Annotated in this window: 18 protein-coding genes; 15 read left to right on the top strand and 3 right to left on the bottom strand. The window is 63.9% G+C overall.

The features are described 5' to 3' along the window. Positions 1 to 92: 92 nt before the first annotated feature. The 3 genes from yidC to rpmH are packed head-to-tail and all read right to left on the bottom strand — an operon-like array spanning position 93 to position 2448. The gene (gene yidC / locus B9Y82_RS20310) at positions 93 to 1808 is read right to left on the bottom strand and encodes a membrane protein insertase YidC (RefSeq protein WP_100475111.1); all 1716 of its coding nucleotides are present in this window, start codon (positions 1806 to 1808) and stop codon (positions 93 to 95) included. Further along, a complete protein-coding gene (gene rnpA, locus B9Y82_RS20305) occupies positions 1808 to 2302 on the bottom strand; it encodes a ribonuclease P protein component (RefSeq protein WP_074725861.1) in 495 nt (164 codons plus the stop codon). The genes yidC and rnpA overlap by 1 nt, the downstream gene beginning before the upstream one ends. A gap of 5 nt (positions 2303 to 2307) precedes the next feature. Further along, the gene (gene rpmH / locus B9Y82_RS20300) at positions 2308 to 2448 is read right to left on the bottom strand and encodes a 50S ribosomal protein L34 (protein ID WP_005411729.1); all 141 of its coding nucleotides are present in this window, start codon (positions 2446 to 2448) and stop codon (positions 2308 to 2310) included. A gap of 255 nt (positions 2449 to 2703) precedes the next feature. Between rpmH and dnaA the strand changes: the two genes are divergently transcribed. From dnaA to B9Y82_RS20225, 15 genes are all read left to right on the top strand, one after another. Continuing rightward, a complete protein-coding gene (gene dnaA / locus B9Y82_RS20295; RefSeq protein ID WP_100475110.1) occupies positions 2704 to 4035 on the top strand; it encodes a chromosomal replication initiator protein DnaA in 1332 nt (443 codons plus the stop codon). A 276-nt stretch (positions 4036 to 4311) separates the two neighbouring features. Beyond that, a complete protein-coding gene (dnaN, locus tag B9Y82_RS20290; RefSeq protein WP_005411731.1) occupies positions 4312 to 5412 on the top strand; it encodes a DNA polymerase III subunit beta in 1101 nt (366 codons plus the stop codon). A 992-nt stretch (positions 5413 to 6404) separates the two neighbouring features. Beyond that, on the top strand, positions 6405 to 7499 hold the full coding sequence (recF, locus tag B9Y82_RS20285) for a DNA replication/repair protein RecF (RefSeq protein WP_100475109.1): 1095 nt from the start codon (positions 6405 to 6407) through the stop codon (positions 7497 to 7499). 112 nt (positions 7500 to 7611) lie between these two features. After that, on the top strand, positions 7612 to 10071 hold the full coding sequence (gyrB, locus tag B9Y82_RS20280; protein ID WP_100475108.1) for a DNA topoisomerase (ATP-hydrolyzing) subunit B: 2460 nt from the start codon (positions 7612 to 7614) through the stop codon (positions 10069 to 10071). Between the two features lie 67 nt (positions 10072 to 10138). Continuing rightward, positions 10139 to 10984 carry a CPBP family intramembrane glutamic endopeptidase gene (locus tag B9Y82_RS20275; protein ID WP_100475107.1) on the top strand — a complete coding sequence of 282 codons (846 nt, stop codon included), beginning with the start codon at positions 10139 to 10141 and terminating at the stop codon, positions 10982 to 10984. A 71-nt stretch (positions 10985 to 11055) separates the two neighbouring features. Continuing rightward, a complete protein-coding gene (locus tag B9Y82_RS20270; RefSeq protein ID WP_100475106.1) occupies positions 11056 to 11862 on the top strand; it encodes a M48 family metallopeptidase in 807 nt (268 codons plus the stop codon). Positions 11863 to 11994: 132 nt separating this feature from the next. After that, the gene (locus B9Y82_RS20265) at positions 11995 to 13188 is read left to right on the top strand and encodes a heme biosynthesis protein HemY (protein WP_100475105.1); all 1194 of its coding nucleotides are present in this window, start codon (positions 11995 to 11997) and stop codon (positions 13186 to 13188) included. A gap of 143 nt (positions 13189 to 13331) precedes the next feature. Further along, entirely contained in the window at positions 13332 to 14000 is a 669-nt protein-coding gene (locus B9Y82_RS20260; RefSeq protein WP_100475104.1) for an energy transducer TonB, read from the top strand. A 93-nt stretch (positions 14001 to 14093) separates the two neighbouring features. Continuing rightward, positions 14094 to 14855: a TonB-system energizer ExbB gene (gene exbB / locus B9Y82_RS20255; protein ID WP_100475103.1), complete on the top strand. Its 762-nt coding sequence runs from the start codon at positions 14094 to 14096 to the stop codon at positions 14853 to 14855. A 61-nt stretch (positions 14856 to 14916) separates the two neighbouring features. Further along, positions 14917 to 15342, top strand: coding sequence for an ExbD/TolR family protein (locus B9Y82_RS20250; RefSeq protein ID WP_005411739.1), 426 nt, complete (start codon positions 14917 to 14919; stop codon positions 15340 to 15342). Positions 15343 to 15345: 3 nt separating this feature from the next. After that, positions 15346 to 15759, top strand: coding sequence for an ExbD/TolR family protein (locus B9Y82_RS20245; protein ID WP_005411740.1), 414 nt, complete (start codon positions 15346 to 15348; stop codon positions 15757 to 15759). 159 nt (positions 15760 to 15918) lie between these two features. After that, entirely contained in the window at positions 15919 to 17379 is a 1461-nt protein-coding gene (gene cls / locus B9Y82_RS20240) for a cardiolipin synthase (protein WP_100475102.1), read from the top strand. Positions 17380 to 17419: 40 nt separating this feature from the next. Beyond that, positions 17420 to 17689, top strand: coding sequence for a hypothetical protein (locus B9Y82_RS20235; protein WP_100475101.1), 270 nt, complete (start codon positions 17420 to 17422; stop codon positions 17687 to 17689). Positions 17690 to 17698: 9 nt separating this feature from the next. Beyond that, on the top strand, positions 17699 to 18442 hold the full coding sequence (locus B9Y82_RS20230) for a pyridoxine 5'-phosphate synthase (protein ID WP_100475100.1): 744 nt from the start codon (positions 17699 to 17701) through the stop codon (positions 18440 to 18442). A 101-nt stretch (positions 18443 to 18543) separates the two neighbouring features. Beyond that, positions 18544 to 19635: a PA0069 family radical SAM protein gene (locus B9Y82_RS20225; RefSeq protein ID WP_100475099.1), complete on the top strand. Its 1092-nt coding sequence runs from the start codon at positions 18544 to 18546 to the stop codon at positions 19633 to 19635. Positions 19636 to 19677 lie beyond the last annotated feature (42 nt).

Here is a 19677-nt window from a genome sequence, read left to right as displayed (position 1 = left end):
CGGTGTGCCGGCGATTCTAACGCCGCATGCGAAAAGCCCGCCTTGCGGCGGGCTTTCGCTGAGGTCAGCCGGCCAGCGGCCGGCTCTGCCGATTACTTCTTTTTGACCGGGGCCGGCGCGCTGGTGGCCGGGACCGGTTCGCCACCGTGGCGCTTGGTCATCCACCACTGCTGCAGCAGGCCCAGGCCGCCGTTGACCACCCAGTACAGGACCAGGCCGGACGGCATGAAGGCCATCATGACGCCGAACACCAGCGGCATGAACTGCATCATCTTCTGCTGCATCGGGTCCATGCCCGGTGCCGGGGTCAGCTTCTGGGTGAACCACATCACCGCCACGTTGATCACCGGCAGGATGAAGTACGGGTCACGGGCGGTCAGGTCCTGGATCCAGCCGAACCAGGGCGCCTGGCGCAGTTCGACCGATTCCACGAGCACCCAGTACAGGGCGAAGAAGATCGGCATCTGGATGAGGATCGGCAGGCAGCCGCCCATCGGATTGATCTTTTCCTTCTTGTACAACTCCATCATCGCGGTCTGGAACTTCTGGCGGTCATCGCCATAGCGCTCCTTCAGCTGCGCGATGCGCGGCTGGAAGCGACGCATCTTGGCGCCGCTCTTGTACTGGGTCGCCGACAGCGGGTACAGCACCAGCTTCAGCAGCACCACCAGGCCGACGATCGCCCAGCCCCAGTTGCCGACCAGCTTGTGCACCTGGTTCAGCACCCAGAACAGGCCCTGGCCGATCACCGCCATCATCGAGAAGCGGCTGTAGTCGACCACGCGGTCCAGGCCCGGTACGTCTTCCTTGGCAATCAGGTTGACCAGCTTCGGGCCGACCCACAGGCGGGCCTCGGTGCTGGTGGACTGGCCCGGGGCCACGGTGAAGGCCGGGCCTCGCGCTTCGATCAGGTCACGACCGGCCACCTGCGACAGCACGTAGTGCGCGGTCTGGTCCTTCTGCGGAATCCAGGCGGTGAAGAAGTGGTGCTGCAGCATCGCCAGCCAACCACCGGTGATGTTCTGGTTCAGCGTGCCATCTTCCAGGTAGTCCTTGAACGCACGACGCTGGTACTTCTTGTCGTTGTCGTACCAGGTGGCACCGTTGAAGCTGAACGAATCCGGGTTGGTCATGCTCCGCGACAGGATGGTCGGGGTGCGGTCCAGGGTGCGGTAGACGTAGCCGTTCCACGGCGCGGTGCCGGTGTTGCTGACTTCGTCCTTGAAGCGCACGGCGTACTCGTTGCGCGAGACGGTCAGGGTGCGCTTGATGGTCACGCCGTTGTCGGCGGTCCATACGAACGGGATCTGCAGTTCGTTCTGGCCCTTGGCCAGCACGAAGTCCCGGGTGTCACCGACCAGCTTGAAGCCGTCAGCGCCGGGCACCGGGGTGTTCTTGTCCTCACTGGCCCAGCCACTGATCGCGCTGTACGGATGCGCGGGGTCTTCGGTCAGCAGGCGGACCGGCGGGCTGCCTTCGTCCTTGGTCTGCGGGAACTGCAGCAGCTCGGCATCGAGCACGCGGCCGCCGTCCAGTACCAGGCGCAGCACGTCGGTGGTGACGGTCACGCGCTGGCTGGCCGGGGTGGCGCTGGCCTGGGCCTGCACTGCGGCCTGGCCCGGGGCACCCGGCACCTGGGCGCTGGGGATGCTGCCCGGGGTCGCACCCGGAACACTCTGTGCAGCAGCCGGGGCCGACGTGGTCGTCGGTGCCGGGGTCGGAGCAGCCTTTTCACGGCTCCACTCCATCCACAGCAGCACGGCCACCATCAGCCAGGCAAAAATGAGGAATACGCGGGTCTGGTTCATCAGCGGACAGGCTCGGCGGGGCCGGGACGCGATGCCGGCTCGGTCAAAGAAGGAGTTGCGATGCCATCAGGCGGCGGCATTGTGCCGTCCACGCCCGGCGCGGGCAATGCACGCAGGCGACGCAGCAGGCGCAGGAAGGCCTGGCGGATCTCGTCGTTGCTCGCGGAACGCGCAGCACTACGGGCCACGACGACGAAGTCGCCTGGCTGGATTTCGGTACGTGTCTGACGCAGGATGTCGCGCAGGACGCGCTTGATCCGGTTACGCCCAACGGCGTTCGGGTCAACCTTGCGGGAAACAGCCAGACCCAGCCTGGCCGGCCGGTCAGCCGGCAGCCAGTGCAGGGTCATCAGCGGATCGGACACACGGCGGGCGCCGTTGAAGACCGTTGAGTATTCGGCACGCGTGCGAACCCGCGCAGAGCGAGGAAATCGCTTGCGCGGGTCTGCAGTATTCACTGTCGAAGGGATTGCGTCTGCCGCGAGGTGCGGCATGGCAATCAGGCGCTCAGGACTTTGCGGCCCTTGGCGCGGCGACGCGACAGGATCTTGCGGCCGTCAGCGGTCTTCATACGGGCACGGAAGCCGTGGTCGCGCTTACGCTTGAGGTTGCTGGGCTGGTAGGTGCGCTTCGTGGCCATTGGGGGCCTCTCGTATGAATGGGACGGAAAGAACCGGAAATTCTAGAGAGGTACCCTACCCCGCGTCAACCCCTGGCAGCTACGCGAATTCACTGGGCTGTGCAATAGCTGTGGATGTTTTTGTGAATAAGTAGGGGACAAGCATTCCGAAGGCGGGCGCTCGGTGGTAGTCTGAGCCATCCATTTCCCCCCTTTCCGGCCTGTGTTTGGGCGCCTTGTCGCGTCCATGCCCCGGCCACCGGACGATTATTGCTGATGGATGCCTGGTCCCGTAGTCTCGAGCGCCTCGAAGCGGAGTTCCCGCCGGAAGACGTTCATACCTGGTTGAAGCCGCTGCAGGCCGATCTGCGCGTGGACAGCCTGGTGCTGTATGCACCGAATGCCTTCATCGTCGATCAGGTACGCGAACTGTACCTGGCCCGGATCCGCGAACTGCTGGCGCATTTCGCCGGTTTCAGCGACGTTTTTCTTGAAATCGGCTCGCGCCCGCGCCCCGTGGAGGCGCAGAACGCGCCGGTTTCCACGCCGTCGGCGCAGGCTTCCAGCGAACCGCAGGTGCCCTTCGCCGGCAATCTGGACAATCACTACACGTTCGCCAACTTCGTCGAAGGCCGCAGCAACCAGCTGGGCCTGGCCGCCGCCTTCCAGGCAGCACAGAAGCCGGGCGACCGCGCGCACAACCCGCTGTTGCTGTACGGAGGCACCGGCCTGGGCAAGACCCACCTGATGTTCGCCGCCGGCAACGCCATGCGCCAGGCCAATCCAGGCGCGAAGGTGTTGTACCTGCGTTCGGAACAGTTCTTCAGCGCGATGATCCGGGCCCTGCAGGAAAAGACCATGGATCAGTTCAAGCGCCAGTTCCAGCAGGTGGATGCGCTGCTGATCGATGACATCCAGTTCTTCGCCGGCAAGGACCGCACCCAGGAAGAGTTTTTCCACACCTTCAACGCGTTGTTCGATGGGAAGCAGCAGATCATCCTGACCTGCGACCGCTATCCGCGCGAAGTCGAGGGGCTCGAAGCGCGCCTGAAATCGCGGCTTGCCTGGGGCCTGTCGGTCGCGATCGAACCGCCGGACTTCGAGACCCGCGCCGCGATCGTGCTGGCCAAGGCACGCGAACGCGGTGCCGAGATTCCCGATGATGTTGCGTTCCTGATCGCCAAGAAGATGCGCTCCAACGTGCGCGACCTCGAAGGTGCGCTCAATACCCTGACCGCCCGCGCCAATTTCACCGGCCGCGCGATCACCACTGAATTCGCCCAGGAAACCCTGCGCGACCTGCTGCGCGCCCAGCAGCAGGCGATCAGCATTCCCAACATCCAGAAAACCGTTGCCGACTACTACGGCCTGCAGATCAAGGATCTGCTGTCGAAGCGTCGGACCCGCTCGCTGGCTCGCCCGCGCCAGGTCGCCATGGCCCTGACCAAGGAACTGACCGAGCACAGCCTGCCCGAGATCGGCGATGCCTTTGCCGGTCGCGATCACACCACGGTGCTGCATGCCTGCCGCCAGATCCGGACCCTGATGGAAACCGACGGCAAGCTCCGCGAGGACTGGGACAAGCTGATCCGGAAGCTGAGCGAATGATGCACGGATGCCGATGAGGCGTCATCGCACAAAACGGTGCAGAATCCGGTAGCAAGCGCGGGACACGTTGTGGATAAAAATGGCGTTTGAAATCGCGCAGAATTTATCCACAGCTTTCCCCACCCCCTGGGGGTCGGTAATACAGAGGGTTTCGATGGATGAAACTCTTTTATTTACAAAGACTTAGCGTTGTTTTCCAGCGATTCTGTCTCTACCAGCACCACCAAGCTTTTGATTTATTCCACATTTTTTTAAAGCATAGGGGCACGGAACCACATGCGTTTCACACTGCAGCGCGAAGCCTTTCTCAAGCCGTTGGCACAGGTCGTCAACGTGGTCGAACGCCGCCAGACCCTTCCGGTTCTGGCCAATTTCCTGGTCCAGGTGCAGAACGGCCAGCTGTCGCTGACCGGTACCGACCTGGAAGTGGAGATGGTGTCGCGGATCGCGGTTGAAGATGCCCAGGACGGCGAAACCACCATTCCCGCCCGCAAGCTGTTCGAGATCATCCGCGCCTTGCCCGATGGCAGCCGGATCACCGTCTCGCAGACCGGTGACAAGATCACCGTGCAGGCCGGCCGCAGCCGCTTTACCCTGGCGACGCTGCCCTCCAACGACTTCCCGTCGGTTGACGAAGTGGAAGCTACCGAGCGTGTAGCCATCGGCGAAGCAACCCTGAAGGAGCTGATCGAGCGCACCGCGTTCGCGATGGCCCAGCAGGACGTGCGCTACTACCTCAACGGCCTGCTGTTCGATCTGCGCGGTGATGCCCTGCGGACCGTCGCCACCGACGGCCACCGCCTGGCGCTGTGTGAAACCGACCTGGCCAAGCCCAGCGGTTCCAAGCGCCAGATCATCGTGCCGCGCAAGGGCGTGACCGAACTGCAGCGCCTGCTGGAAAGCGGCGATCGCGAGATCGAGCTGGAAGTCGGCCGTAGCCATGTGCGCGTCAAGCGCGACGATGTCACCTTCACCTCGAAGCTGATCGATGGCCGCTTCCCCGACTATGAAGCAGTGATTCCGATCGGCGCCGACCGCGAAGTGAAGGTTGACCGCGAAGCACTGCGTGCCTCGCTGCAACGCGCCGCGATCCTGTCCAACGAGAAGTACCGGGGTATCCGCGTGGAAGTCTCGCCGGGCAACCTGAAGATCAGCGCACACAACCCGGAACAGGAAGAAGCCCAGGAAGAGATCGAAGCCGATACCACGGTCAGCGATCTCGCCATCGGCTTCAACGTGAACTACCTGCTGGATGCTCTCTCCGCCCTGCGCGATGAGGAAGTCATCATCCAGCTGCGCGACTCCAACTCCTCTGCGCTGGTTCGTGAATCCAGCAGCGAAAAGTCGCGCCATGTGGTGATGCCGCTGCGTCTCTGACCGCTGTGTTGTTCCACGTGGAACCGAACGACGCCCGGGAATTCCCGGGCGTTTTTTTTGCAGGTTCCACGTGGAGCATCGCGATGGCCGGATCTCCAGGTATGGGTGAATGCCTTCCTTGAGATCGCTGGTTGCCAATTGATCCTGGCTGCCCTTCCGATGTATTGGTCCTGAGCGACTGGAACCCCGTTCCTGGCCTGGCCGCTGTCCAGCCGCCTTGGATCGAGAATGCAGTTCCCGGAATTTTCAGGCTGATCGCATGTGCCCTGATCTGGTCCGATGGATGAAGCGGATCACGTGCGCATCGCGGTGATTGCTTCATCTGCAGACATCACTGTCCACAGGCCTGGTTTGGGCCGGATCGGGGCCAGCCTAGCTTCTAAATCTGGGTATAAATCTAAAGCATGGTGGTGATGGTAGGCACAGATTTCGTGGAGAAATGCATTATCTAATTGATTTTGAAGAGATTTATGCACCTGAAACCCCCTGTATAGAGGCCCCTCAGGCTGGGGTGGAACCTGTGGATAGATTCGCAGGTCGGGCAAAAGGGCTTTTTTATCCACAGTTTGCCCATACCTTGTGTATAAGTCATACAGACCTGCTGTGGACAGCGTGAAACGGCGGGCTCGAATTCTTTGAAATCTGTGGAACCCTCCAGGGCATCGCATCGTAGATTTCAAGAAATCTGCGCGGTGTTCGCGCAAACCACCCGTCGGGGCACCTGGCGATGCTCGCGGAATGAGGCTGAAATCGCTGAAATCTGAGGGCCAGTACCCTGCGCCGCCGCTCAGAATTCAAGGATTCCCGGGCGTATCCACACCCAGGAGATCCCAGGTGAGGGAGCGCTACCACGTGGAACACGCGTAGTGTTGCCAGGCGGAGGCTTCAGCACAGTGGCGATGTCTGGCGCGGCACGGCTGGCTTGACCGATGCAGTAAGCTGATGGATTCCCTGCCCCTCTACCGCCTTGTGCGGATGGTCTTTCGCGCCCCATGCTTATCCGCCGCCTCGCCTTGCATCAACTGCGTCGCTTCAGTGCGGTGGATCTGTTGCCCCAGCCGGGATTGAACCTGCTGACCGGCGACAACGGTGCCGGCAAAACCAGTGTGCTCGAGGCCCTGCATCTGATGGCCTATGGGCGCAGCTTCCGTGGTCGGGTTCGCGATGGGTTGGTGCGACAGGGCCAGGAAGCTCTGGAAATCTTCGTGGAATGGGAGGAACAGCGTGCCAATCACCCACCGCACCGCCGAAAGGCCGGCTTGCGCCACAGTGGCCAGGACTGGCAGGGTCGATTGGACGGCGAAGACGTGGCTCAGCTCGGCAATCTGTGCGCAGCGCTGGCGGTAGTAACGTTCGAACCCGGCAGCCATGCGTTGGTCAGTGGTGGTGGTGAACCCCGCCGCCGCTTCCTCGATTGGGGCTTGTTCCACGTGGAACCGGATTTTCTGTCGCTCTGGCGCCGTTACTCGCGTGCACTGAAACAGCGAAATGCCCTGCTCAAGCAAGGTGGCTCGTCGCGGATGCTGGATACCTGGGATCACGAACTGGCCGAGGCTGGAGAACCCCTGACCAGCCGTCGCCAGCACTACCTGGAGCGCCTGCAGCAGCGTACCGTCTCCCTGGCTGGCAGCTTGGCCCCGCAACTTGGGATCCAGGCACTGGAACTCAGCCCAGGTTGGCGTCGGCACGAGCTTCCCCTGGCCGATGCCCTGCTTCTAGCCCGGGAGCGTGATCGGCAGGCCGGGTATACCTCGGTCGGCCCGCACCGGGCGGACTGGAGCGTGGATTTCCAAAGTATTCCTGGGCGCGATGCGCTGTCCCGCGGCCAAGCCAAGCTGACGGCATTGGCCTGTCTGCTGGCACAAGCCGAGGACTACGCAGAACAGCGCGGCGAATGGCCGGTGATCGCGTTGGACGATCTGTCCTCCGAGCTGGATCGCACCCATCAGGCGCGGGTTCTGGAGCGCCTGCTCAACGGACCGGCACAGATCTTCGTCACCGCCACCGAAACACCGGCAGCATTGGAAGAACTGACCCACATCGCCCGGTTCCACGTGGAACATGCACAGATCGTGGCTGTGCCATAGTGGGCACACCAGGGCCGCTCGACCCCGGCTGGTATAATTCGGGTTGGAATCCTTTCATTCTCGGCGCATCGCTCCAAGCGGTGGCCGACCTGCGGAGCCTACGGCAAGCGCAATGAGCGACGAACAGAACACCCCGGCAAACAACGGCAATTACGACGCCAACAGCATTACCGCCCTGGAAGGCCTGGAGGCTGTCCGCAAGCGTCCCGGCATGTACATCGGTGACGTGCATGACGGCACCGGACTGCACCACATGGTGTTCGAGGTCGTTGACAACTCGATCGACGAAGCGCTGGCCGGCCACGCCGATCACGTTGCAGTGACGATCCACGCCGACGGCTCGGTTTCGGTATCCGACAACGGCCGCGGTATCCCGACCGGCAAGCACGAGCAGATGAGCGCCAAGCTCGGTCGCGAAGTGTCTGCCGCCGAAGTGGTCATGACTGTCCTGCACGCGGGCGGCAAGTTCGACGACAACAGCTACAAGGTTTCCGGCGGCCTGCACGGCGTCGGCGTCAGCGTGGTCAACGCGCTGTCGCAGAAGCTGCTGGTGGACGTGTTCCAGAACGGCTTCCATTACCAGCAGGAATTCAGCGACGGTGCCGCCGTGACCGCACTGGCCAAGCTGGAAACCACCACCAAGCGCGGTACCACCGTGCGCTTCTGGCCGTCGACCGTTGCCTTCCACGACAACGTGGAATTCCACTACGACATCCTGGCCCGCCGCCTGCGCGAGCTGTCGTTCCTGAACTCCGGCGTCAAGATCGTCCTTGCCGATGAGCGTGGCGATGGCCGTCGCGATGATTTCCACTACGAAGGCGGCATCCGCAGCTTCGTGGAGCATCTGGCGCAGCTGAAGACCCCGCTGCACCCGAACGTCATCTCCGTCACCGGCGAGCACAACGGCATCGTCGTGGATGTGGCGCTGCAGTGGACCGACTCCTACCAGGAGACGATGTACTGCTTCACCAACAACATTCCGCAGAAGGACGGCGGCACCCACCTCGCCGGTTTCCGTGGCGCGCTGACCCGTGTGCTCAACAACTACATCGAACAGAACGGCATCGCCAAGCAGGCCAAGATCAACCTGACCGGCGACGACATGCGCGAAGGCATGATCGCGGTGCTGTCGGTAAAGGTGCCGGACCCGAGCTTCTCCAGCCAGACCAAGGAAAAGCTGGTCAGCTCCGACGTACGTCCGGCAGTGGAAAACGCCTTTGGTGCGCGCCTGGAAGAGTTCCTGCAGGAAAACCCGAACGAAGCCAAGGCGATCGCCGGCAAGATCGTCGACGCCGCGCGAGCACGAGAAGCCGCGCGCAAGGCCCGCGACCTGACCCGCCGCAAGGGCGCGCTGGACATCGCCGGCCTGCCGGGCAAGCTGGCCGACTGCCAGGAAAAGGACCCGGCGCTGTCCGAACTGTTCATCGTCGAGGGTGACTCGGCAGGTGGTTCGGCCAAGCAGGGTCGCAACCGCAAGAACCAGGCGGTGCTGCCGCTGCGCGGCAAGATCCTCAACGTGGAACGCGCGCGCTTTGACCGCATGCTGTCGTCCGACCAGGTCGGTACGCTGATCACCGCGCTGGGTACCGGCATCGGCCGTGATGAGTACAACCCGGACAAGCTGCGTTACCACAAGATCATCATCATGACCGACGCCGACGTCGACGGCGCCCACATCCGCACCCTGCTGCTGACGTTCTTCTACCGTCAGATGCCGGAGCTGATCGAGCGCGGTTACGTCTACATCGGCCTGCCGCCGCTGTACAAGATCAAGCAGGGCAAGCAGGAGCTGTACCTGAAGGACGACCCCGCGCTGGACAGCTACCTGGCCAGCAGTGCGGTGGAAAACGCCGCGCTGGTGCCGGCCACCGGCGAACCGGGCATCGAAGGCCTGGCGCTGGAAAAGCTGCTGCTGGCCTATGCCGCCGCGCTGGATTCGATCGAGCGCAACGCGCATCGCTATGACCGCAACCTGCTCGAAGCGCTGGTCGATTTCGTGCCGATGGACCTGGACAGCCTGCGCAATGCCGGCGAAGGCGAAGGCCTGGATGCGCTGGCCAAGCGCCTCAACCAGGGCAGCCTGGGCAGCCCGCGCTTCAGCCTGGAACTGCAGGAACCGAACGATGAGCGCCCGGCCGCGGTGCTGGTGACCCGCCGCCACATGGGCGAGGAGCACATCCAGGTGCTGCCGATGTCGGCGTTCGAGAGTGGCGAACTGCGTGCGATCCACCAGGCCTCCAAGCTGTTGCACGGCCTGGTGCGCGAAGGCGCGACGATTTCCCGCGGCGCCAAGTCGATTGAAGTGGACAGTTTTGCCAAGGCGCAGAACTGGCTCCTCGAGGAGGCCAAGCGCGGCCGTCAGATCCAGCGATTCAAGGGTCTGGGCGAAATGAATCCGGAACAGTTGTGGGATACCACGGTGAACCCGGAGACCCGTCGCCTGCTGCAGGTGCGCATTGAAGACGCGGTCGCTGCCGACCAGATTTTCAGCACCCTGATGGGCGATGTGGTCGAACCGCGTCGCGACTTCATCGAAGACAATGCGTTGAAGGTCGCGAATCTGGATATCTGACACAATCGGGACCTGGCCGGTGCGCGGGGAGCTGCACCGGCCGTCGTCCCTTGAACGCAGGTACCTGATGTCCGCATCCGCCCCGGTTTCCGCCCCGCCTCCGGTTCCGCCGGCATCCGCCCCTCCGCGCGCCGTTGCACCGTTGGCAGGTTTCTTCATCGACCTGGGCATCGCTGCCGTCGCCCTGGTCGGCCTGAGCATGGTCACCGGTCTGTTCTGGGGCTTCTACCGTGCGATCGTGGTCAGCCGCGCCAATGCCGAGGCCAATGGCGGCGCACTGACACCTGACACCGTCAGCGCGGTGGTGGGCCAGCCCGGGGCCCTGGCGCAGATCCTGATGGCCCTGATCGCCACCGGTGGCGCCGCACTGCTGCTGTACTTCTGGCGCCGTCCGGCAAACGCCGGCGAGCGCCAGGCCTCGCGGCAGGCGCTGCTGCGGCCTTCCACCTGGGGCTGGACCCTGCTGGTGGCCACGCTGATCGTGCTGGGCAGCAACGGCATCGCCTTCCTTTCCAAGCAGTTCGGCATCGAGCCGGTACCCACCAACGTGGAACTGATGCAGAGCGCGATCGCTCGCTTCCCGTTGTTCCTGGTGCTGTTCGCGGTCGTCCTCGCCCCCACCTATGAAGAGCTGCTGTTCCGCCGCGTCCTGTTCGGGCGCCTGTGGCAGGCCGGCCGGCCCTGGCTGGGCCTCATCCTCAGCAGCCTGGCGTTCGCCCTGGTCCATGAAGTGCCCGGTGTCAGCAAGAATTCGCTGCTGGGCATGGCGCAGCTGTGGCTGGTCTACGGCGGCATGGGGGCCGCCTTCTGCTGGCTGTACCGCCGCACCGGCACGCTGTGGGCGGCGATCACTGCGCATGCGCTGAACAATGCGGTTGCGCTGGCCGCGATGGTGTTCCTGGGATCAACGTAACGCCGTGCCCGCTTGACGAAAGATTAAGCAGGTACGCTACACACTGCGCACATGAACACGGGGGTGGACCCATGAAACAACTGCTGCTGGCCCTTGTCATCACCACCCTGGTCAGCGCCTGCGCGACCACTACGTCGCCAACCGGACGACGGCAGATGGTGGGCGGCGTGTCACAGGCACAGCTGGACCAGCTGGGTGCGCAGGCGTTCGCCGAGACCAAGCAGAAAGAGAAGATCAGCACGGATGGCCGCCAGAACGGCTACGTGCAATGCGTGGTCAATGCGCTGGTCGCGCAGTTGCCACCTCAGTACCGTGGCGTACGGTGGGAGACGGCTGTATTCGTCGACAAGGAACCGAACGCCTTTGCCCTGCCCGGCGGCAAAGTGGGTGTGAATACCGGCATCTTCACCGTCGCCAGGAACCAGGACCAGTTGGCTGCCGTGATCGGCCATGAGATCGGGCATGTCATCGCGCGTCATCACGAAGAACGCATCACCCGGCAGATGGGCGCGCAGACCGGCCTGGCCGTGCTGGGCGCGCTGGCCGGTGCCGCCTACGGCGATGGTGCCGCCAGCACGGTCAACCAGCTGGGCGGGATGGGTGCGCAGACGGCCTTCCTCCTCCCGGGGTCGCGAACCCAGGAAAGCGAGGCCGATGTCATCGGCCAGCGACTGATGGCGCAGGCCGGATTCAACCCGGCCCAGGCCGTGGATCTGTGGCAGAACATGATGGCCGCCAGCGGCGGTCGCAGCCCGCAATGGCTGTCCACCCACCCCGATCCAGCCAACCGCATCCAGGAACTGCGACGTGATGCACCGGGCCTGACGCCGGTTTATCAGCAGGCGCAGGCGGCCGGGCTGCGGCCAAAGTGCGGATGAGTGCGCAGTTCTATGCTGTATTGCAGCACATAAAACGATTTCTCACGCCATCTGTTTCTGATACGTTTGGCGGCTCAGATTTTTCTGACAGTCCGACTTTGCCGCTATCCGGCGGTTCGATCGAGGTGAACGATGATTTTCCGTAACCACAAAGCTGTGCTTTCCGTCCTCGTCGCGACCGCCCTGACCGGCGCCGTGGTCACCGATGCCTTCGCGCAGTCCTCGCGCTCCTCCGACCGTGGCAGCCGCGGCGGCAGCAGCAAGCAGGCCAAGGCCGAACCGCTGTACCCGAATGCGACCCGGCAGGAGCCGACCGCCAAGGCCTCGGCCAAGATGGGCAGCAAGCTGCAGAAAATGATCGACAGCTACAACAAGGAAAAGTTCCCGGAGACGCGCACGCAGGCTGACGCGATCCTGGCTGACAGCGCCTCGAACGAGTACGACAAGTCGCTGGCCGCGCAGCTGGCCTCGCAGTCTGCCTACCAGACCGACGACACCCCGGCCGCCATCGCCTACCTGAAGCAGGTGATCCAGTTCAACGGCCTGGACAACAACGGCCACTTCCAGTCGATGCTGATGCTGGGCCAGCTGCAGCTGCAGGAAGACCAGACCGCTGAAGGCCTGGCCACTCTGGACAAGTACTTTGCCGAGAGCAAGTCGACCAAGCCGGAAGAGCTGATCGCCAAGGGCCAGGCGCTGTACCAGCTGGAGCGCTACCAGGAAGCGATCCCGGTGCTGAAGCAGGCCATCGCCGGCGCCGCCGAGCCGAAGGACAACTGGAACCAGCTGCTGATGGCGGCACTGTCCGAAGCCGGCCAGACCGGTGAGGCCGTGCAGGCCGCTGAAGCGCTGGCGGCCAAGAACCCTACGGACAAGAAGGCCCAGCTGAATCTGGCCAACATGTACATGCAGGCTGACCAGATGCCGAAGGCCGCCGCGGTGATGGACAAGCTGCGCAGCAGCGGCCAGCTCACCGAAGAGCGCGAGTACAAGCAGCTGTACTCGATCTATGCCAACACCGAGAACAAGGAAAAGGACGTCATCGCGGTCATCAATGAAGGGTTGCAGAAGGGCATCCTGAAGCCGGATTACCAGGTTTACCTGGCGCTGGCCCAGTCCTACTACTACTCCGACCAGGTGCCGCAGGCGATCGATGCGTGGCAGAAGGCCGCCCCGCTCTCCAAGGACGGTGAGACCTACCTGAACCTGGCACGCGTCCTGCATGCCGAAGGTCGCGTCCCCGAGGCCAAGCAGGCCGCCCAGCAGGCGCTGGCGAAGGGCGTGAAGAACCAGGCTGATGCCAAAAAAATCATCAACCTGAAGTAAGTAGGAATAACGCCTGAATGCCTGCTCAGTTGATGCGCAGGCGCTCAGGATTGGTATAAGCTTGGAGGTTCCTGCGGTGTCATGCACCGCTGATCAGGGATCCCGCCCCCGGGATTCCGGCCCCACTATTGAGCTCTTGGCGCATGACGGAACAACTAGTCGTTCACCGGTACGAACAACCCGATGACAAGGGGCTGAGCTGGCCTCGCATCGTCGGCATCGCGTTTGTAATTGCCCTGCATCTGGCCGCCTTCATGATGCTCCTGATTCCCGCCGTGGCTCCCAAGGCCGTCGCGGAGAAGGAGCGCAACGTCATGGTGACCATCGTCGACGCGCCGCCGCCGCCCCCACCGCCGCCGCCGCCGCCGCCGCCGCAGGATACTCCGCCACCGCCGGTGAAGAATCTGTCGCCGCCGAAGCCGTCGCCCGTACCGCCGCCGCCGCAGGCGCCGGTCGTCGATGTGCCGGAGCCGCGCCCGAACGATATCGTCACCCCGCCGTCGCCTCCGGCGCCGCCGGCACCGCCGACCTCGATCGAGGCCAGCGTGGACATCTCGTCGAAGGCCATGAATCCGCCGCGCTATCCGCCGGCAGCCTTCCGCGCGGGTATCCAGGGCGAAGTGATCCTGATCATTGATGTCGATGCCAACGGCAACGTCACCAATGTCACGGTGGAAAAGTCCAGCCGTAACCGCGACCTGGACCGTGCTGCGATGGAAGCGGCTCGCAAGTGGCGCTTCAACGCCGCTGAATCTGGCGGTAAGAAGACGGCAGGTCGCGTTCGCGTCCCGGTCAACTTTGCGCTGAACTGATGCGCCCGGGTGGCCGCCTGGCCGCCCCGGTTCCCAGTTCGATTGTTTGCTTAGCTACACCCTTTATCACCACACACAACAAAGGTAAGCGTCATGCTGCAGGAAATTTTCATCGCCGCTGCTGCCGGGGGCAATCCGTCCAATGCCCTGTCGCAGATGGGCTTCGAGCACCTGATCCACGAAATGACCACCAAGCCGGGTGATTTCGCGGTTTCCTGGGTCGTGCTGCTGACCCTGATCGCCATGTCGGCCATGTCCTGGTACTGGACCGTCATCAACATCTTCCGTGCCACCCGCCTGAAGAGCGCCGCTGATCGCGTCGTCAGCCTGTTCTGGGACACCCCGAACGCGCAGGACGCCATCCGTGCGATGGAAGAACAGCCGGCTTCGGAGCCGTTCTCGAAGATCGCCCTGGACGCTGCCCAGGCGGCTGCCCACCACCAGCGCGCTGAAGGCGGCGCCACCGGTGGCCTGGGTGAGAACCTGAGCCGTTCGGAGTTCGTCGACCGCGCTCTGCGCCAGGCCGTCACCCGCGAAAGCAACAAGCTGCAGTCGGGCATGACCCTGCTGGCCACCGTCGGCGCAACCGCTCCGTTCGTCGGTCTGCTGGGTACCGTGTGGGGCATCTACGGCGCGCTGATCAAGATCGGTGCCACCGGCTCCGCTTCGATCGACGCCGTTGCCGGCCCGGTGGGTGAAGCGCTGATCATGACCGCGATCGGTCTGTTCGTCGCGATCCCGGCCGTGTTCGCCTTCAACTTCTTCAGCAAGATCAACAGCGCGACCATCAGCAAGTTCGATACCTTCGCGCACGACCTGCACGACTTCTTCGCCACCGGTTCGCGCGTCCGCTAATTGCGGCGCGCGTCACCCAGCGACGAAGTAAGTAGTCACCAAGATCTAGACGGAGCCCGTTATGGCTTTCAGTAGTGGTAACAGCGGCGGCCCCATGGCCGACATCAACGTTACGCCCCTCGTGGACGTGATGCTGGTGCTGCTGATCATCTTCATCATCACGGCGCCCCTGATGTCCCACAAGGTCAAGGTGGATCTGCCGGAAGCCAACCTGATCCAGAAGCCGGAAGATGCTGAAAAGCGTTCCGGACCGATCACCCTGGCAGTCAAGGAAGACGGCTCGATCTACTGGAACGACGAAGAAATCAACAAGCAGACTCTCGAGTCGCGCTTGGCGACCGCCGCCCAGCAGACCCCGCAGCCGCCGCTGAACCTGCGTGGTGACCGCACCACCAAGATGCGCGTCATCAACGACCTGACCAAGGTCGCGCAGGAGCAGGGCATGCTGGACGTCGGCTTCGTCGCGACCAAAGAAAAGGGGCAATAAGCCATGGCATTCAGTAGTGGTGGTGGCAAGGGCCCCATGGCAGACATCAACGTCACGCCCCTCGTGGACGTGATGCTGGTTCTGCTGATCATCTTCATCGTGACCGCGCCGATCATGACGTACCCGATCGCCGTGGACCTGCCGCAGCGCGTGCTCAACCCACCGCCGCAGCTGGTCGAACCGCCGCCGCCGATCGAACTGAAGATCGACGCCAGCAACCAGGTCTCGTGGAACAACAGCCCGATCAATACCAGCGAGCTGCAGCAGCGGATGGAGCAGGAGGTCCAGCGTGACCCGACCAACCAGCCGGAACTGCGCATCGACGCCAGCCCGGATTCGGAGTACGACGTGATGGCCAAGGTTCTGGCCGCCGCGAAGAACGCTCAGATGAAGAAGATCGGTTTTGTGCAGCAGTAAACGCGACACCGCAACACAACAGTCATGACGCGACTGCAGACGCCCCTGGAAACAGGGGCGTTTTTTTTTGTGCCTGCGGGGCCCGTCGGGGTCAGATCCCTTTCCCTCAGGAAAGGGATCTGACCCCATCAGGGAGCACGCGCCCGCTATGATCGGCGAATGCTCGCCCTCTTCGACTCCCTGCGCCATTGGCTCGACGGCATCGCCCACCTCGGCACCATCCTGGCGGTGGCCTACCTGCTGTACCTGTTCGCGCTGGCGGGCTGGATCATGCTGCAGAAGCGCGAGCCGGTGGCCACGCTGAGCTGGATCCTGTCGTTGGCGCTGCTCCCCTACCTGGGGCTCTTCATCTACTACCTGCTGGGTCCGCAGAAGGTGAAGCGGCAGCGGCTGCGCCGTGGTCGCGCCCGCTCGGGGATGGAGCACTACAGTGATGTCTGCCCACCCGATTCGGACTGTACCGAGCTGGCCAAGGTTGCACAGGCCACCACCGGGCTGGCGCCAAGCAGTGCCACCGAGGTGACCTGGCTGGTCGACGGCGCGGCCACCTACGCCGCACTGCTCGATGCGATCGCACAGGCGCGCGACCACGTGCACCTGGAGTACTACATCTTCAATCCGGACCACGCTGGCACTGCCCTGCGTGATGCCCTGGTCGAGCGCGCCCGTGCGGGGGTGCAGGTGCGCCTTCTGCTGGATGCGGTTGGCTCGTCCGCCCTGCCCCGCCGCTTCCTGCAGCCCCTGCTGGATGCCGGCGGCGAAGCAATCTGGTTCCATCCGCGGCAGCTGCTGAAGCCGTTCAAGCGCCCGTGGTTGAACCTGCGCACGCATCGCAAGCTGGTGATCATCGATGGCCGCCTTGCCTTTACCGGCGGCATCAACATCACCGACGAGGAAGACGAGAGCCGCAGACCCGACGCCTACCGCGACCTGCACATGCGTATCCGCGGCCATGTCGTGCGCAGCCTGCAGCTGGTGTTTGCCGAAGACTGGCTGTACGCCAGTGGACAGGATCCCTCGCGGATGGACATCGCCCGTCTATGGCCGGCCGACATGCCGCTGCGCGGTGATGGCGCGATCAACGCGCAGGTACTGGTGTCGGGTCCGGATTCGGGCTGGGAGACCATCCACCGCCTCCACGTCGCCGCCATCCAGGAAGCACACGAGCGGGTGTGGCTGGTCACCCCCTATTTCGTGCCGGGTGAAGCGGCGCGGATGGCGTTGACCTCCGCTGCACTGGGCGGCCTGGATGTGCGCCTGCTGGTACCGAAGATGAGCGATTCGTGGTTCGTCACCCAGGCCGCACGTTCCTACTTCGATGAGCTGTTGCATGCGGGCGTGAAGATCTACGAATACGGCCCGCGGATGCTGCATACCAAGGCGTTCATCGCCGATGACGATGTCTGTATTGTCGGCAGTGCCAACTTCGACCACCGCAGCTTCCGGCTGAACTTCGAGCTGTCGATGATGATCAGCGACCGCGACCGTGTGGCGGCCCTGGCCGAGCTGCTGCAGGGCGAATTCGACCGCGCCACGCGGGTGCATGACCAGGCCGGCCGCTCGCTGTGGCTGCACCGCCTGCCCGAGGCCTTCGCCCGGCTGGCCTCGCCGCTGCTCTGACGCAGCGCTACACTGCGGCGATCATCCGGGGAGCCCGACTATGTACTGGTTGTACCTGCTGCTGGCGCTGGGCTGCTTTGCCTTCGCGCTGAAGACCCCGAGCGCGGGGTTGATGACCCTGTGCCTGCTGGCTGCCCTCGCCTTCCTGCTGGCCTGGGTACGCGGCCGCTACGTGGCCCGTTTCGGCGACCTGCAGCGCGACCCGGCCACCCTCATTGACGCCGAAGAACTGCGACGCCTGCGCGAACAGGCCCAGGCCCGCCGCAACGACGACCACAACGACCACGACCCGTCTCCTCTTTCCAAGTAGTCCCGTTCCATGACCCAGCTCAGCGTCAACGTCAACAAGATCGCCGTCCTGCGCAATTCGCGCGGCGGCGCCGAACCGGACGTGGTGCGCGCCGCCCAGGCCTGCCTGGATGCCGGCGCCCACGGCATCACCGTGCATCCGCGGCCGGACCGCCGCCACATCACCGCCGAGGACGTACTGGCCCTGTCCACGCTGACCCGCGCGCGGGGTGTGGAGTTCAACATCGAAGGCAATCCGTTCGCGCCGCCGCGCGAGGGCTACCCGGGGCTGCTGCCGCTGTGCGAACAGACCCGCCCGGCGCAGGCCACCCTGGTCCCCGATGGTGATGGCCAGATCACCTCCGACCATGGCTTCGACTTCGCGCGTGACGCAGAGCGGCTGCGCCCGCTGATCGCCGAACTGAAGGCGATGGGCTGCCGGGTCAGCCTGTTCGTCGATGCCGGCAACCCGCTGCTGGAGCAGGCGGCCGAGGTCGGTGCCGACCGCATCGAGCTGTACACCGGCCCTTACGCAGAGGCGCATGCGGCTGGCGATGCCGACGCGATGCTGGCGCTGTTCGCCACTGCCGCTCGCCGCGCGCAGGCCGTCGGCCTGGGCGTGAATGCCGGTCATGACCTGTCGCAGGACAACCTGCGCGACTTCCTGGCCCACGTGCCGGAGGTGCTGGAGGTCTCGATCGGCCACGCACTGATTGGCGAGGCGTTGTATGACGGGCTGGATGCCACCGTGCGCGGGTACCTGGCGCTGCTCTGACACCTCCCCGGTAGAATCGAGCCGTGCTCGACTCAGCACCGCCCTGAACCCTTCAGACGGCCGTCGCAGCCATTGAGACGGTCGCGACGTACTCTGCCGTCATGGGTATTGCGATCAAGGGCCGAGGTTCCACGTCCCACCTTGCCGGGCGCTTTGAAAGCACCGTCAGCGAGGCGGTGGACGACGGCTGGGCGGTCGACGAGAGCGAGGAGTTCCTCGCCCCACGCCTGCGCACCGAGGTACGTGCGGAAACCGCACGCAGCATCATCACCCGCAACACTTCGCCGGACGTCGGCTTCAGCCAGTCGGTGAATCCGTATCGCGGCTGCGAGCATGGCTGCTCGTACTGCTTCGCGCGCCCCTCGCATGCCTATCTGAATCTGTCGCCGGGCCTGGATTTCGAGACCAAGCTGTTCGCCAAGACCAATGCGCCGCAACTGCTGCGCAAGGAACTGTCGAAGCCGGGTTACGTGCCGCAGCCGATCGCGCTGGGCATCAACACCGATGCGTACCAGCCGATCGAGCGCAAGTTCAAGCTGACCCGCCAGCTGATCGAAGTGATGCTGGAAACCAAGCATCCGTTCTCGCTGATCACCAAGAACGCACTGGTCGAGCGCGATATCGATCTCCTTGCGCCGCTGGCCGCGGAAAACCTGGTCAGCGTGCACTTCTCGGTGACCTCGCTGGACCCGCATCTCTCCGCAAAGCTGGAACCGCGTGCATCAGCACCCCATGCACGGCTGCGTGCGATGAAACGGCTGCATGACGCCGGCATTCCGGTCGGTGTGATGGTGGCGCCGGTGATTCCGTGGATCAACGACAGCGAGCTGGAAGCCGTGCTGGAGGCCGCACACGATGCCGGTGCCAGCACCGCCGGCTACGTGCTGCTGCGCCTGCCGCTGGAAGTGGCACCGCTATTCCGCGACTGGCTGGATACGCACCATCCCGATCGCGCCGCGCATGTGATGAGCACCATCCAGCAGCTGCGCGGCGGCAAGGACTACGACAGCCGGTTCGGCACGCGCATGCGCGGCCAGGGCGTATATGCCGATCTGTTGAACAATCGCTTCAAGCTGGCGCGCAAGCGCCTCGGCTTCAACGCACAGAACAGCCACTGGCCGAAGCTGGATTGCAGCCGGTTCCAGAAGCCGCTGCCGCCGACGAAGGATACGCCGCAGGGCTCCTTGTTCTGAGAAAAGTCGAGCTTGCTCGACTGGCGACGGAAAAGCAGTCGA

Source organism: Stenotrophomonas maltophilia (assembly GCF_002799155.1).
Classification (GTDB): Bacteria; Pseudomonadota; Gammaproteobacteria; order Xanthomonadales; family Xanthomonadaceae; genus Stenotrophomonas; species Stenotrophomonas maltophilia_R.
Note: the sequence above shows the minus strand (reverse complement) of the source record. Positions and strands in the feature narration are given on the sequence as shown.

What these genes read in the sequence shown, in the direction of transcription:
- B9Y82_RS20230 (WP_100475100.1), top strand. Translation starts at nt 17,699, where the DNA reads ATGACCCAGCTCAGCGTCAACGTCAACAAGATCGCCGTCCTGCGCAAT.
- gyrB (WP_100475108.1), top strand. Translation starts at nt 7,612, where the DNA reads ATGAGCGACGAACAGAACACCCCGGCAAACAACGGCAATTACGACGCC.
- rpmH (WP_005411729.1), bottom strand. Translation starts at nt 2,448, where the DNA reads ATGGCCACGAAGCGCACCTACCAGCCCAGCAACCTCAAGCGTAAGCGC.
- recF (WP_100475109.1), top strand. Translation starts at nt 6,405, where the DNA reads ATGCTTATCCGCCGCCTCGCCTTGCATCAACTGCGTCGCTTCAGTGCG.
- cls (WP_100475102.1), top strand. Translation starts at nt 15,919, where the DNA reads ATGCTCGCCCTCTTCGACTCCCTGCGCCATTGGCTCGACGGCATCGCC.
- B9Y82_RS20250 (WP_005411739.1), top strand. Translation starts at nt 14,917, where the DNA reads ATGGCTTTCAGTAGTGGTAACAGCGGCGGCCCCATGGCCGACATCAAC.
- B9Y82_RS20260 (WP_100475104.1), top strand. Translation starts at nt 13,332, where the DNA reads ATGACGGAACAACTAGTCGTTCACCGGTACGAACAACCCGATGACAAG.
- B9Y82_RS20265 (WP_100475105.1), top strand. Translation starts at nt 11,995, where the DNA reads ATGATTTTCCGTAACCACAAAGCTGTGCTTTCCGTCCTCGTCGCGACC.
- B9Y82_RS20270 (WP_100475106.1), top strand. Translation starts at nt 11,056, where the DNA reads ATGAAACAACTGCTGCTGGCCCTTGTCATCACCACCCTGGTCAGCGCC.
- B9Y82_RS20275 (WP_100475107.1), top strand. Translation starts at nt 10,139, where the DNA reads ATGTCCGCATCCGCCCCGGTTTCCGCCCCGCCTCCGGTTCCGCCGGCA.
- dnaA (WP_100475110.1), top strand. Translation starts at nt 2,704, where the DNA reads ATGGATGCCTGGTCCCGTAGTCTCGAGCGCCTCGAAGCGGAGTTCCCG.
- exbB (WP_100475103.1), top strand. Translation starts at nt 14,094, where the DNA reads ATGCTGCAGGAAATTTTCATCGCCGCTGCTGCCGGGGGCAATCCGTCC.
- B9Y82_RS20245 (WP_005411740.1), top strand. Translation starts at nt 15,346, where the DNA reads ATGGCATTCAGTAGTGGTGGTGGCAAGGGCCCCATGGCAGACATCAAC.
- B9Y82_RS20235 (WP_100475101.1), top strand. Translation starts at nt 17,420, where the DNA reads ATGTACTGGTTGTACCTGCTGCTGGCGCTGGGCTGCTTTGCCTTCGCG.
- B9Y82_RS20225 (WP_100475099.1), top strand. Translation starts at nt 18,544, where the DNA reads ATGGGTATTGCGATCAAGGGCCGAGGTTCCACGTCCCACCTTGCCGGG.
- dnaN (WP_005411731.1), top strand. Translation starts at nt 4,312, where the DNA reads ATGCGTTTCACACTGCAGCGCGAAGCCTTTCTCAAGCCGTTGGCACAG.
- rnpA (WP_074725861.1), bottom strand. Translation starts at nt 2,302, where the DNA reads ATGCCGCACCTCGCGGCAGACGCAATCCCTTCGACAGTGAATACTGCA.
- yidC (WP_100475111.1), bottom strand. Translation starts at nt 1,808, where the DNA reads ATGAACCAGACCCGCGTATTCCTCATTTTTGCCTGGCTGATGGTGGCC.